The sequence below is a fragment of the Thalassococcus halodurans genome (genome assembly GCF_900108225.1).
In the GTDB taxonomy this organism is placed as follows: domain Bacteria; phylum Pseudomonadota; class Alphaproteobacteria; order Rhodobacterales; family Rhodobacteraceae; genus Thalassococcus; species Thalassococcus halodurans.
This window is the reverse complement of the sequence record NZ_FNUZ01000005.1, coordinates 246,460-258,598: the sequence shown is the minus strand read 5'-3', so window position 1 is coordinate 258,598 and position 12,139 is coordinate 246,460. Positions and strand designations below refer to the sequence as shown.

The 12,139-nt window shown below is 56.6% G+C and carries 16 protein-coding genes and 1 tRNA gene; 13 read left to right on the top strand and 4 right to left on the bottom strand.

Features of this window, described 5'->3' with window-relative positions; all coding sequences use genetic code 11:
* The 5 genes from C4S59_RS19915 to C4S59_RS15795 all read left to right on the top strand — a co-directional run.
* Nucleotides 1-86 (top strand): EF-Tu C-terminal domain-related protein (locus C4S59_RS19915; RefSeq protein ID WP_146064556.1); only part of this gene is annotated, 86 nt, incomplete at its 5' end.
* A gap of 229 nt (nucleotides 87-315) precedes the next feature.
* Nucleotides 316-1,146: a hypothetical protein gene (locus C4S59_RS15810; RefSeq protein ID WP_103911482.1), complete on the top strand. Its 831-nt coding sequence runs from the start codon at nucleotides 316-318 to the stop codon at nucleotides 1,144-1,146.
* A 75-nt stretch (nucleotides 1,147-1,221) separates the two neighbouring features.
* Nucleotides 1,222-1,971, top strand: coding sequence for an outer membrane protein (locus tag C4S59_RS15805; protein WP_103911481.1), 750 nt, complete (start codon nucleotides 1,222-1,224; stop codon nucleotides 1,969-1,971).
* 334 nt (nucleotides 1,972-2,305) lie between these two features.
* On the top strand, nucleotides 2,306-3,154 hold the full coding sequence (locus C4S59_RS15800; RefSeq protein ID WP_103911480.1) for an FAS1-like dehydratase domain-containing protein: 849 nt from the start codon (nucleotides 2,306-2,308) through the stop codon (nucleotides 3,152-3,154).
* Nucleotides 3,151-4,386: a CoA transferase gene (locus C4S59_RS15795; RefSeq protein WP_103911479.1), complete on the top strand. Its 1,236-nt coding sequence runs from the start codon at nucleotides 3,151-3,153 to the stop codon at nucleotides 4,384-4,386. Before C4S59_RS15800 ends, C4S59_RS15795 begins: the two co-directional genes overlap by 4 nt.
* A 109-nt stretch (nucleotides 4,387-4,495) precedes the next feature.
* Here the strand turns inward: C4S59_RS15795 and C4S59_RS15790 are convergent, their stop codons facing one another.
* Both C4S59_RS15790 and C4S59_RS15785 read right to left on the bottom strand, forming a co-directional pair.
* Complete coding sequence (locus C4S59_RS15790) at nucleotides 4,496-4,723, bottom strand: hypothetical protein (RefSeq protein ID WP_103911478.1); 228 nt, start codon at nucleotides 4,721-4,723, stop codon at nucleotides 4,496-4,498.
* A gap of 62 nt (nucleotides 4,724-4,785) precedes the next feature.
* Complete coding sequence (locus C4S59_RS15785) at nucleotides 4,786-5,013, bottom strand: hypothetical protein (protein ID WP_103911478.1); 228 nt, start codon at nucleotides 5,011-5,013, stop codon at nucleotides 4,786-4,788.
* Between the two features lie 478 nt (nucleotides 5,014-5,491).
* Here C4S59_RS15785 and C4S59_RS15780 point away from each other — a divergent pair.
* Nucleotides 5,492-5,567 (top strand) — tRNA-Trp (locus C4S59_RS15780).
* A gap of 37 nt (nucleotides 5,568-5,604) precedes the next feature.
* Here the strand turns inward: C4S59_RS15780 and C4S59_RS15775 are convergent.
* Nucleotides 5,605-6,213, bottom strand: coding sequence for a LysE family translocator (locus C4S59_RS15775; protein WP_103911477.1), 609 nt, complete (start codon nucleotides 6,211-6,213; stop codon nucleotides 5,605-5,607).
* A gap of 113 nt (nucleotides 6,214-6,326) precedes the next feature.
* Nucleotides 6,327-6,917: a hypothetical protein gene (locus C4S59_RS15770; protein WP_103911476.1), complete on the bottom strand. Its 591-nt coding sequence runs from the start codon at nucleotides 6,915-6,917 to the stop codon at nucleotides 6,327-6,329.
* Between the two features lie 319 nt (nucleotides 6,918-7,236).
* Here C4S59_RS15770 and secE point away from each other — a divergent pair, with 319 nt between their 5' ends.
* The 7 genes from secE (at nucleotide 7,237) to rplL (ending at nucleotide 11,968) form a co-directional block, all read left to right on the top strand.
* On the top strand, nucleotides 7,237-7,434 hold the full coding sequence (secE, locus tag C4S59_RS15765; protein ID WP_103911475.1) for a preprotein translocase subunit SecE: 198 nt from the start codon (nucleotides 7,237-7,239) through the stop codon (nucleotides 7,432-7,434).
* A 190-nt stretch (nucleotides 7,435-7,624) separates the two neighbouring features.
* Complete coding sequence (nusG, locus tag C4S59_RS15760) at nucleotides 7,625-8,158, top strand: transcription termination/antitermination protein NusG (protein ID WP_103911474.1); 534 nt, start codon at nucleotides 7,625-7,627, stop codon at nucleotides 8,156-8,158.
* 248 nt (nucleotides 8,159-8,406) lie between these two features.
* The gene (rplK, locus tag C4S59_RS15755) at nucleotides 8,407-8,856 is read left to right on the top strand and encodes a 50S ribosomal protein L11 (protein ID WP_103911473.1); all 450 of its coding nucleotides are present in this window, start codon (nucleotides 8,407-8,409) and stop codon (nucleotides 8,854-8,856) included.
* 1 nt (nucleotide 8,857) lies between these two features.
* Complete coding sequence (gene rplA / locus C4S59_RS15750; RefSeq protein WP_103911472.1) at nucleotides 8,858-9,556, top strand: 50S ribosomal protein L1; 699 nt, start codon at nucleotides 8,858-8,860, stop codon at nucleotides 9,554-9,556.
* A 123-nt stretch (nucleotides 9,557-9,679) separates the two neighbouring features.
* On the top strand, nucleotides 9,680-10,582 hold the full coding sequence (locus tag C4S59_RS15745; RefSeq protein WP_103911471.1) for a glycosyltransferase family 2 protein: 903 nt from the start codon (nucleotides 9,680-9,682) through the stop codon (nucleotides 10,580-10,582).
* Nucleotides 10,583-10,997: 415 nt separating this feature from the next.
* Nucleotides 10,998-11,516 (top strand): 50S ribosomal protein L10, encoded by a 519-nt coding sequence (rplJ, locus tag C4S59_RS15740; protein ID WP_103911470.1) that lies wholly within the window; start codon nucleotides 10,998-11,000, stop codon nucleotides 11,514-11,516.
* 71 nt (nucleotides 11,517-11,587) lie between these two features.
* Nucleotides 11,588-11,968: a 50S ribosomal protein L7/L12 gene (rplL, locus tag C4S59_RS15735; RefSeq protein ID WP_103911469.1), complete on the top strand. Its 381-nt coding sequence runs from the start codon at nucleotides 11,588-11,590 to the stop codon at nucleotides 11,966-11,968.
* The last annotated feature ends 171 nt before the right edge of the window (nucleotides 11,969-12,139 follow it).

Sequence of the window (12,139 nt, the reverse complement as noted above, 5' to 3'; positions counted from 1 at the left end):
TCGCGATGGAAGAAAAGCTGCGCTTCGCGATCCGCGAAGGCGGCCGCACCGTCGGCTCCGGCGTCGTCTCCAAAATCATCGCATAAGCGGTGGTTCCACACGGAACGACGCAACGCTGATGATGCGTTGAACAGATTGAAAGAGCCTCGCAATTGCGGGGCTCTTTTGCTTTTTGCGAGGTGTTTCCCCCGTAAAATTGCGCCGAACATTAAATATTCACGAATTTGATTTAGAACAAAGTGGCCCACGTTTAGCGGCGGTAACCTTTCTACATCTTAAGGGCGAATCTTCGTCCGAACTGGGAAAGGGCAAGACATGTTCAAATCTAAGCTGCTTATCACAACTGCTCTGGCAACCGGGCTTTTGATCACCGGTGTCGCTGCACCTCTTGTTGTTGGTTTCGCGAATGTCGCTGTGGCTGCCGAAGGTTCTGGTGACGGCTCTGGTGACGGGGCTGGCTCTGGCAGTGGCGGGCAGGGCGGCCAAGGCGGATCAGGTTCGCATGATGACGCTGATCACGATGACTCTGACCATGATGACTCGGATCACGAAAGCGGTGGTGGAAACTCTGCCGGACAGCATGGTCAGGACAATCAGGGCGGCGGTGATGGCCAGACCGGACCAGATGACTCGTCCGAAGGCGTTGGCCCGCAGGCAGGTAGCCCGTCGCATGATGACGGTGGTCAACCGGCTTGGGCACAAGAAGGTATTCCGGAAATCGAACTGGGGCGCCTGAATGTTGCGCGTAGTCCGGAAAAGGTTCTGGATCAGGCCTATGACGAGGCCCTGCTTGCCCTGCCTGCGTCGGCAGATTTCTACAACCAGTCTCTGGAAGACATCAAAGATGCGCTGGCCAACGATTGGGATAACCTGACGCTGGTCGACAGCCCGCTGTCCAATCTGGCGTTGCTGAAAGATGCGATGGACGGCGAGATCGACCTGTCTTCGGTGGGGATCACCAATGACGCCTTCACTCTGGCGGCTGTGTTCCTTGGCATCGCTTCGGACAAAACCGTGCCGATCACAGAAGAGACCGTCATCGCCTTGGCTGTCATCTACGACATTCCGGTGTCTGACGCGTATGTTGCCACATTGGCATACCACGCCGAGGAAATCCGCCAGGCTGTCTTGGAAGGTCACGGTTGATCTGCTTATGCTTTGCTCACCCCACGCATGTGGGGTGGGTTTCAATAAAAAAATCCTTTTGAGGGTGTGGGACACATGACAAAAGAAACGAAAATTGGTGCAGGTCTTCTGGCTGCTTTGATCGCTGCGCAGCCGGTCGCAGCAGTTGCAGAAGGCGAATATCTGAAGCTTCAACTGGGTACGTTTGCCCCTACAGCTGAGGACGAATACTGGAGACCGCACGGCTATCCGGATGATCCGCAGGTCAACTTTGATATCGGTGCAATGGACAACACCGGTTTTGCCAGCGTGGCCATCGGGAAATCCTTTGGGAACAACATTCGTGGTGATGTCGAACTTTTGGTGACTGGCGCGACGGACGCGACAGGTGCTTGCGACTCTGCCTCGGATGGCACGCCATGTAGCGAACATGCGGACATCACAGACGCAAAGTTCAAAACCTCGGCCTTGATGGCGAACGTCAGCTATGACTTTGCTATGTCAGGTAAGCTTCAGCCGTATGTCACGGCCGGTGTCGGCGTTGCCCGTAACAAGGTGACATCATGGACCCGCACAGCCAATCCTGACAATGATACGACGCGACCGGTACGTACCTTCTCGGACGATACCAACGTTGATCTGGCTTGGTCGGTTGGTGCTGGCGTGACCTATGACTTGGGTCAGGTGAAACGCCCGATGTTCTTGGATATGTCCTATCGGTATTTCAACCTGGGCGAGGCGCAGGGCGGCTCGACCCCTGACGACACTGGCGAAGTGCCGGTCAAAGCGTTGAACTTTGATGTGACAGGTCACGTTCTGGCCGTGGGTGTCCGCATTCCGTTCTAGGGCGCTTTTGCTACACGAATATCGCTGATGAATGGGCCGCCTTCGGGCGGCCTTTTCCTTTGCTGACCCACGGTTTTGGGCAGGGTCAAACGGTGGCTGGGCCGAAATATACTTGTTTCAGGGGGCATGCGACAATCTGGCCGCCGCTTTTTGCGCGGCTCATGCTGCATTTGCAGAAAGGCAAATCTGTTCAATCTTTCAAAGAACTGCGCGAATTGTATTCCCGTGCATACGGATTTGGTATGCCGTGGTATCCCGCTAAGTCATTAAAAACATTTGATTTTTTACGACCGCTTCGGCAGTTTCTTCTTCTATCACGGGAGAAGGGAACACCATGGCACTGCAAGTCACCGATTGGATTGGGCGCGAAGAAACTGCCCAAGGTCGTGTCGAAGAAATTCAGGCCGCGATGCTGGCCGCGACACTGTCCGATGCCGGTGCCACCGCCCCGCGCCATGGTGATGAACTGCCCGCCCTGTGGCACTGGGTTGCGTTCCTCCCGACAGTTTCGATGCGCGAACTGGCCGAAGATGGACATCCCAAGCTGGGCGGTTTTCTTCCGCCGGTAGCGTTGCCCCGCCGGATGTGGGCCGCTGGGCAGTTGGAATTCGTCAAACCGCTGCGCGTTGGCGAACGTCTGACGCGCCATTCGATCATCAAGAATGTGGCCGAGAAAGAAGGCTCGACCGGCAAGATGGTGTTCGTAACTGTGGCCCACGAAATCGCGGGCGAAAACGGTCTGGCGATCCGCGAAGTGCAGGACATCGTCTATCTTGAGATGCCCGAGAAATTCCGCGCGCCCAAGGCCATCCAGCCGCCCACAGCGACGGTTATCGACAAAACCGTGCCGGTGAACGAAGCGCTATTGTTCCGCTTTTCCGCCTGCACATTCAACGCGCACCGCATCCACATTGATCTGGATTATGCGCGAGACGTAGAAAAATACCCCAACCTGATCGTTCACGGCCCGCTTCAGGCGATGATGCTGTGTCAGGTGGGAACCCAGCACATGGGCCGTGCGCCGGATCGCTTCAAGTTCCGTGGCGTGCACCCGATGTTTCACGATCGCGACATGCGTTTGCTGGCCGAGGAGGACGGTCAGGGCAAGCTACGGCTTTGCACAGCGCGGGGCGATGAAAACCAAGGCCTGCAGGCCACCGCCGAATGGGAGGAGACGGCATGACTGGAATTCTGAATGGAATGCGTGTTGTTGAAGGCTCGGCCTTTGTGGCGGTCCCGCTTGCGGGCATGACGCTGGCCCAGATGGGCGCCGAGGTGATCCGTTTCGACCGCATCGGTGGCGGTCTGGACGCCGGTCGCTGGCCGGTGGCGCCCAATGGTGAAAGCTATTTCTGGGCGGGCATGAACAAGGGCAAGAAATCCGTCGCGGTTGATATGAAGTCCCGTGAAGGACGCGAGTTGATCAGCCGGATCATCACCGCGCCCGGTCAGGATGCGGGTCTGTTCATCACCAATCTGGCGGTCAAAGGCTGGCTAGATCATGAAACGTTGTCGTCGCAGCGCGAAGACATGATCACGGTCACCCTGAAAGGCGACCGCGACGGCAACCCGCAGGTCGATTACACCGTGAACCCGATGCTGGGCATTCCGGAAATGACCGGCCCCGAAGGCCACGACGCGCCGGTCGCGCATGCGCTTCCTGCGTGGGACATTGCCGCCGGTCACGTCGTTGTTCAGGCGCTGTTGGCCGCAGAACGTCATCGTCTGCGCACAGGTGCGGGGCAGGGCGTTGATTTGTCGCTGAAGGATGTTGCTGCAGCCACCTTGGGTCACTTGGGCCTGCTGGGCGAGGCGACAATGACAGGCCGTGCGCGTCCTAAGGCGGGCAATGCGCTTTACGGCGCGTACGGGCACGATTTCCTGTGCGCCGATGGCAAGCGTGTGATGGTTATCGGCCTGACCGAACGTCAGTGGAAAGGTCTGGTCAAGGTCACCGGAACCGAGGCAGCAATGCAGCGCCTTGCATCCGCGACCGGTAAGAACCTTGCAGACGAGGGCGTGCGTTTCGCCCTGCGTCACGACATTACCGAGATTTTAAAACCTTGGTTCGCCTACCGCCCACGAGTTGTCGTGGCGCGCGAACTGGACGCGGCGGGTGTCACTTGGGCACCTTTCCGTACGGTCCCCGAGGCCTTGGCCGAAGATCCGGACCTGTCCGAAGATAACCCGATGTTCAAACTGATGGATCAGCCCGGTCTGGGCCGCTTCCCTGTCCCCGGTTCACCGGTCAACTACACCGGTTTTGCCCGTCAGGAACCTGCACCTGCCGCGCATCTGGGGGCGCAAACGGAAGAGGTCTTGTCCGAAGTCGCAGGCTTGACAGACACGGAAATCCAGCAGTTGTTCGATCGGGGTGTTGTGCAGGATATCGGGCGCCGCAAGACGGCTGCCTGATACGTGGTCACCTGCATCTGCACAAAAAGGCCCGCCTTTATGGCGGGCCTTTTCTGTTCAGCGATCCCCAGCATCGGGGGGAGTGAGTTGGGAGCCGCTAAACCTGAGCTTACTGGTACTGACGGATCAGCGAGTCGATGCGGCTCTCGATTTCCGAGCGGCTGTCTTCGGATGTAACGATCTGAGCCAGCGACAGGATCTGTGTGTCTGTCAGGGCAGAGACGTCTTCGTTTGTGTAACGTTCGACCGACGCGATTGTGGCCGGAGCAACGTCAGCAGAAGCAACGCCTGTCAGGGCAGCGAAGGATACAGCGGTAAGTGCGATAAGGTTTTTCATGGTTTCAGTCCTTTGATGTGGCGCGTTGCGCCTTTGGGGAGGGGGAGAAAGAGGGGTTGGGTTTACTGGTACTGACGGATCAGCGAGTCGATGCGGCTCTCGATTTCAGAGCGGCTGTCTTCGGATGTAACGATCTGAGCCAGCGACAGGATCTGTGTGTCTGTCAGGGCAGAGACGTCTTCGTTTGTGTAACGTTCGACCGATGCGATGGTCGCCGGAGCAACATCAGCGGATGCGACGCCTGTCAGAGCAGCGAAAGAAACGGCGGTCAGTGCGATAAGGTTTTTCATGGGTCATTCTCCATTTGATCTGTGTTTTTGCCTGTGCGGCGGTTTGATTTGGGGAACGCGTTGTTGCGTTCGACAACAGTCAAATTGGGGAGTTTCCGCAGGTTCGCAACTCACAGAATTGATCGCGAATTCTCACGTAACTGTGCTATTGAAAAAGGAAATTCAGTGCCAATGCGGCCGGGATCTTCCGGAAACCCAACAAAATAAGGCCCTCAGGAATGGGCCATTTTTCACAAACGCTGTAGCATTTCGGGTCGGCACGGGTGTTTGGATACCCGACACGACGCTTGCACATCTAAGTGTGCATTTGTGCGCAGATGTAATGTTTCCTGTCGCTAACGGTGCGGTGAGCGATAGTCCGCGGTTTGTGAGGGATATGTCACTGCGGGGTCGGCAGGTTTCTTGAAAAACCTTCGCGCGATTCCCAACTTTCCCGCTTGAATTCGGTTTGGGGCCGCTGTATCCCGTCCCTCGGCTTAGGGGTATAGCTCAGCTGGTAGAGCGACGGTCTCCAAAACCGTAGGTCGCGGGTTCGAACCCTGCTGCCCCTGCCAAGCCAAATCACAAAAATCAGCGCAGCGTCGGACAGCGTCAGTCTGTCAACGCCAGCTTTGCGCCCAATGCGCCGAAGGTTCCGGCAAAGGCGCGCCTGATCCATGCGGTGACTTTGGGGCGTTGGATCACATAATCGCGCGCCATGGCGGCAAATGCGCCATAGCCCACAAAAATTACGAAGGTCATCGCCATAAAGACCATCGCCAGCCCCGTCAGTTGCATCGTTGGCCGTGCGGCGTCAGCAGAAATGAACTGCGGCAAGAAGGCCAGAAAGAACAGCGACAGTTTCGGGTTCAGAACGTTCAGAAGCGCGCCGTTGACCGCGATACTGGTGTAGTGCGTCGGCCTGTCATTTTCGCGCACTTCTAAAGTGCTGTCGTCCTTCAGCGTTTTCCACGCCATATAGAACAGGTAGGCGACGCCCAGATATTTGAGCACCTGAAAGGCTAGCGCGCTGGTGTGCAACAGCGCCGACAACCCCACGATGCTGGCAAAGGCGGCGGGCACGATGCCCACAGTGCAGCCCACTGCGGCGGCGATGCTGGCGCGGAAACCGCGGCCAAGCCCGATGGCCAAGGTGTAGATTACGCCCGTGCCTGGCAGCAGAACGACGATCAAAGATGTAAACAGAAATTCAAATGACATGACGGTGCTCCAATTGCCGTCACTGTGTCGGCGCGTGCTTTACCCGTCAATTTTGAATGCGCCAAAAAAATAAGGGCCGCCGGAGCGACCCTTATTTTGGTGTTCAGAAGCGATTACGAAATGTTCAGGTACGCTTTCAGGCGCGGTTCGATTTCGGCTTCGTTGTCTGTCGAGTTAATGATGTCCAGGGCCACCACAACTTGTTCCTCGCTCAGCAGGCTTGCGTCCAGTTCGGGCACATAGCTTTCGATCAGGGCGATCTCACCTTCTGTCGCGCGGTTTAGAGTCTCGGTCGGCGACACCACTGTCAGCAGCGTTTCGATCTGTTCGGCCTTCTGGTCGTTGTTCAGGTCCGAATATGCGACGCTAATCGCTTGGTCCACGACCGGCTGCGGCAGCATGGAGTAGTCAACACCGTCAACATACATGTCCAGCATTGCTTGTTCGCCTTCAGTGATCATGGCCGGTGTAAAGTTTTCACCGTCGACAACATACATGGCCTTCAGCTGGGCTTCGATTTCGCCGCGGGATTTGTCACCCGATTTAATGACGTTCAGGGCAGAAATCACCTGAGTGTCAGACCACGCAGCGACGTTCGCTTCCGGCAGGTAGTTTTCAATGGTGTTGATCTGGCCTTCGGTCGCGGCCATAGCAGCGCCAGCGGTTGTCAGTGTCAGTGCGGTTGTGATCATGAAGCGTTTCATGTCTTTCTCCTTATGTGCGCACCGTCGAACCAGTATCTGGTGAAGTGCGGCTTGTTGTTTGCGTTAGGGTTTGTCACCCGGTTCGTGGAATTAACGGGCCAGCGCCGCAGTCGTTCCTCGAAATTTCAGCACTTCACTCGTATGTGAGGGTTGCTCATATCCCCGCGAACTCAGGGAACTTTTTGCCGTTTCGGGCAATACGCGCGTTCATATTAGTTCCACGGATCACGCCCCTGTGGCGGGGTGTCGGTACAGATTGGCTTGAAAGACGGCGCGCTTCACCGTATGTGCCGACGGACAGCAAAAAGAGATACGTGTGATGGCAAAAACCAATCCGCTCCAGTTTATTCAGCAGGTCCGCTCGGAAGTGGGCAAAATCGTTTGGCCGACGCGCCGCGAAGTTCTGCTGACGACTGTCATGGTCTTCATCATGGCGGCTCTTACCGCAGTCTTCTTCGCGTTGGTTGATCTGTTGATCCGCGGCGGCCTCCAGGCGCTGCTGGGGATGTTCGGCTAATCACCCGCTGAAACGGCACAGCCGTCAGGTACTTGAATTCGTGTGGATCATTCGGTAGGCACACGAAACTGTTTAGGCTGGCGTGCAATGATTCGAGTTGCACGCCGCATTTCTTTGTAGGGACCACGTTGCAGGTCGCGCGGATTGCGCTTTAAGACAAGGCAGCGGAAGGACAATAGGGGACGGCCCAATGGCAAAACGGTGGTATTCGGTGAGCGTGCTCTCGAACTTCGAAAAGAAGGTCGCCGAACAAATCCGGACATCTGTAACCGAGCAAGGGCTTGAGGATCAGATTGAAGAAGTGCTCGTTCCGACCGAAGAGGTGATCGAAGTACGTCGCGGTAAAAAGGTAACATCCGAACGCCGCTTTATGCCGGGTTACGTTCTGGTGCGCATGGAAATGTCCGATGCCGGTTACCACCTGATCAACTCGATCAACCGCGTCACAGGTTTCCTTGGCCCGCAAGGCCGCCCGATGCCGATGCGTGACAGCGAAGTGACCGCGATCCTGGGCCGTGTTCAGGAAGGCGAAGAAGCACCGCGCACGCTTATTCACTTCGAGGTCGGCGAGAAGGTCAAAGTCAACGACGGTCCGTTCGAAGATTTCGACGGTATGGTCGAAGGCGTCGACGACGAAAACCAGAAGCTCAAGGTTACCGTGTCCATCTTTGGCCGCGAAACACCTGTCGAACTGGACTTTACTCAGGTCACCAAGCAGGGCTGATCGCCCGCGCCTGAAAAGCATTCTAGCCCTCGATCCAGAAGATCGGGGGCTTTCATTTTCCGGCAGTTTATCGGGGATTTCCCTGTTGCCGGTTGATCTGCGGTTCAAATCACTGTAACCGCACCGCCTATTCCCCATATTGCGGGAATCATTGTGGGAGGCGAGGGCAACGCGTTGTCCGGACCTGACCACACGACAAAAAAGCCAAAGGAACGCGTCCTGCGGCTGTTGGAAAAAGGAGAGGCCTCATGGCCAAGAAGCTTGCTGGCAAGATGAAACTGCAGATCCCTGCAGGTGCTGCCAACCCGTCGCCGCCCGTCGGCCCTGCGCTGGGTCAGCGCGGTATCAACATCATGGAATTCTGTAAGGCGTTCAACGCCAAGACGCAGGACATGGAACAGGGCGCACCTTGCCCGACCGAGATTACCTATTATCAGGACAAGTCCTTCACCATGGACATCAAGACGCCGCCTGCGTCTTACTACCTGAAAAAAGCTGCTGGTCTGAAAAACGTGGGCAAGCGTAACCGCCCCCGTGGTGCTGAAAACCCCGGCCGTGAAACTGTTGCAACTGTGACCGTTGCCCAAGTCCGTGAAATCGCAGAAGCGAAAATGAAGGACCTGTCGGCGAACGACGTAGAAGCAGCCATGCAGATCATCCTTGGCTCGGCCAAGTCCATGGGCATCGAGGTGAAGTAAGATGGCGAAACTTGGTAAACGCACCCGCGCCGCACGCGAAGCTTTCGCTGGCAAAGAAAACGTCACCGTCGAAGACGCCGTTGCACTGATCAAAGGCAACTCCAAGACGAAGTTCGACGAAACAGTTGAAATCGCGATGAACCTCGGTGTTGACCCCCGTCACGCTGACCAGATGGTTCGTGGCGTTGTCAGCCTGCCGAACGGCACAGGAAAAACAGTACGTGTTGCTGTTTTCGCTCGCGGCGCAAAAGCAGACGAAGCCAAAGAAGCTGGCGCAGATATCGTTGGCGCAGAGGATCTGATGGAAACCGTTCAGGGCGGCACCATCGAATTCGATCGCTGCATCGCGACACCCGACATGATGCCGATCGTTGGTCGTCTGGGTAAAGTTCTGGGCCCGCGTAACCTGATGCCGAACCCCAAAGTTGGCACAGTTACAATGGACGTTGCTCAGGCTGTTGCTGACGCAAAAGGCGGTCAGGTTCAGTTCAAAGCTGAAAAAGCCGGTGTTGTACACGCAGGCGTTGGCAAAGTGTCCTTCGACGAAGCGAAGCTGGTTGAAAACATCCGCGCCTTCGTTGACGCCGTTGCAAAAGCCAAGCCGACAGGCGCGAAAGGCACGTACATGAAGAAGGTCTCTGTATCTTCCTCCATGGGCCCGGGCGTATCGATCGACGTCGAAAACGCGACAGGCAACTAAGCCTTCTACTCCGTTGCGGAGTAGGCACAGAGTTTTGAAAAAGGCGGGTGGCAACATCCGCCTTTTTTACGTTTCCGGTGTTGTCGCGCATGATGCGAGCCAATCGGGAAAGAAGGACGATTTATGCTGACAGTTGGCGCAATCTTGAAAGAACCGGTGTCCACGGTTGTGCGCTTTGTCGAATGGTACGCCGCCCAAGGGGCGGGGTGCATCGTCCTGTGCTTTGATGATCCCGAAGACCCCGCAATCGAGGTGGTCAGCGGGCGTGAAGATGTCATCGCCATTCGCGCGACGCCTGAGTTCTGGGAGGGGCTGGGCACAACGGCAGACGAGCGGTTCACCAAGCGCCAGAATTTGGCGATGGGACATGTCTATCGCAACATCCCCGAAGGCGGCTGGTTTCTGAATGTCGACAGTGACGAGCTGCTGTTCCTTGAGGGGCGCACCATTGCCCAAGAGGTGGCCAAGCAACCCGCTTCCTGCCGCGCCCTGCGGTTTTTGCCCGCCGAGCATGTCCAAAGCCCCGACGATCCCGATCGCCTGTACTTCCGCCTGCCGCAAAAGGGCTGGGTCCAGCGCAGTATCTATGGCGATCTGGCCCCGGCGGTGAAGCCGCGTCATGGTTTGATGGGGCACACAGTGGGCAAATCGGTGACCCGCACAGGGATGTCGCCTGTCAAAGTGCGCCAGCATTGGATTGAAGATCAGGACGGTCCGATTGAAGGGGCGACGTTGTCGGCGGACGAAGGGGCCTATCTGTTCCACTTCGTGGATCAGGGCTATGAGGTCTGGCGCAATAAAATCCGCTGGCGGCTGTCATCGCGTGGGTTCCGTCTGCCGATGCGGCTGGAAATCGAGAAGCGGATGGAGGGTCCAGAGCCTGAAGCCGCGCTGCGGGAGTTGTACGACTGCCTACATGTTTTCAATGAAGAACGCTTGGCGCAGATGGAGCGCGGTGGCGCGCTGCGGTCGTGGACACGCGTGGAACTGGGGCTGACGGACCCCGATTGGCCGCCGTCGCATTAGGGGCTTTGCCCCCTTGGCCTTTGGCCAATTCCCCCAAGGTATTTTGGGAAAGAAAATACAAACATGCGCCAACCTGAGGACGACGCCACAGGCGGAGGACGAGGTAAAAATGTCCGTGCGCGAAAGCGCATCGGGCCTTGGGATCAGTTTACCCTTGGCATTTAGGGCTGATCCGACTATTGCCAGCACCCAAGGGCGGATCGCGATTCGTAGCGCCCTTATTTCGTCCGAGACGGTGGGTTGGTCGCAGGGCCGTTAAATCCTGCCCGAGACGGGAAGAGACATATCGTTCCGTGCTTTCTGCTGAAAGACCGGAGACGCGATTGTGACGACCCGATCGGACCTTTCTGGCCAGACATCTGTCTGGCTGACGTGAGCCGGAGGGGTCGCCCCCTCCAACAATTGGAGTGAAACTGTGGATAGAGCCCAGAAAGAGAAAGTGGTCGAGGAACTCGGCCAGATCTTTGAAAGCTCTGGCGTCGTTGTGGTTGCCCACTACGAAGGTCTCACGGTTGCCGAGATGCAGGATCTGCGGGGTCGCGCACGCGACGCTGGCGCATCCGTACGCGTCGCCAAGAACAGGCTCGCTAAGATCGCTCTTGAGGGTAAGCCCTGCGCAAGCGTGGCATCCTACCTCGAGGGTATGACCGTTCTGACTTATTCCGAAGACCCTGTCGCCGCGGCGAAAGTGGTTGAGGACTTCGCCAAAGATAACAAGAAATTTGAGATCCTTGGCGGTGCAATGGGTGAGAACGCTCTGGACCGAGCTGGTGTAGAAGCTGTGTCGAAAATGCCGTCCCGCGAGGAGCTTATTGCCTCCATCGTTGGCTGCATCGGTGCACCCGCTTCGAACATTGCCGGTGCGATCGGTGCGCCTGCGTCGAACATTGCTTCCATTCTCTCGACCATCGAAGAGAAAGCGGAAGCAGCATAAGGCATCCAGTGGATTTTCGTGGGGTTTATTCCTCGACGTTAGAACACATCTAGTAATGGAAAGTAGTCACAATGGCTGATCTGAAGAAACTCGCAGAAGAAATCGTCAACCTGACGCTTCTCGAAGCACAAGAACTGAAAACCATCCTGAAGGATGAGTACGGCATCGAGCCCGCAGCTGGCGGCGCCGTAATGGTAGCAGCAGCTGGCGACGCAGGCGCAGCAGGCGCAGGCGAAGAGCAGACTGAATTCGACGTCATCCTGAAGTCGGCAGGCGCATCCAAGATCAACGTGATCAAGGAAGTTCGCGGCATCACCGGTCTGGGCCTGAAAGAAGCCAAAGAGCTGGTTGAAGCAGGCGGCAAAGCCGTTAAAGAACAGGTTTCCAAAGAGGAAGCTGAAGACATCAAAGCCAAGCTGGAAGCAGCTGGCGCGGAAATCGAACTCAAGTAATAGTTCGATCTTCGGATGTTTGGGGCGTCCTTCGGGGCGCCCTTTCTTTTTTGATTTTGTGTCAGTGCTTTCGGTTTGCTTGCGAAATGCTGCAAAACGGGTTAACAATAGTTACGTGGGAATTGTGGTTGCGTTTCCTATCTTTACAGAATATTCGGAAGTCTCCTGCGG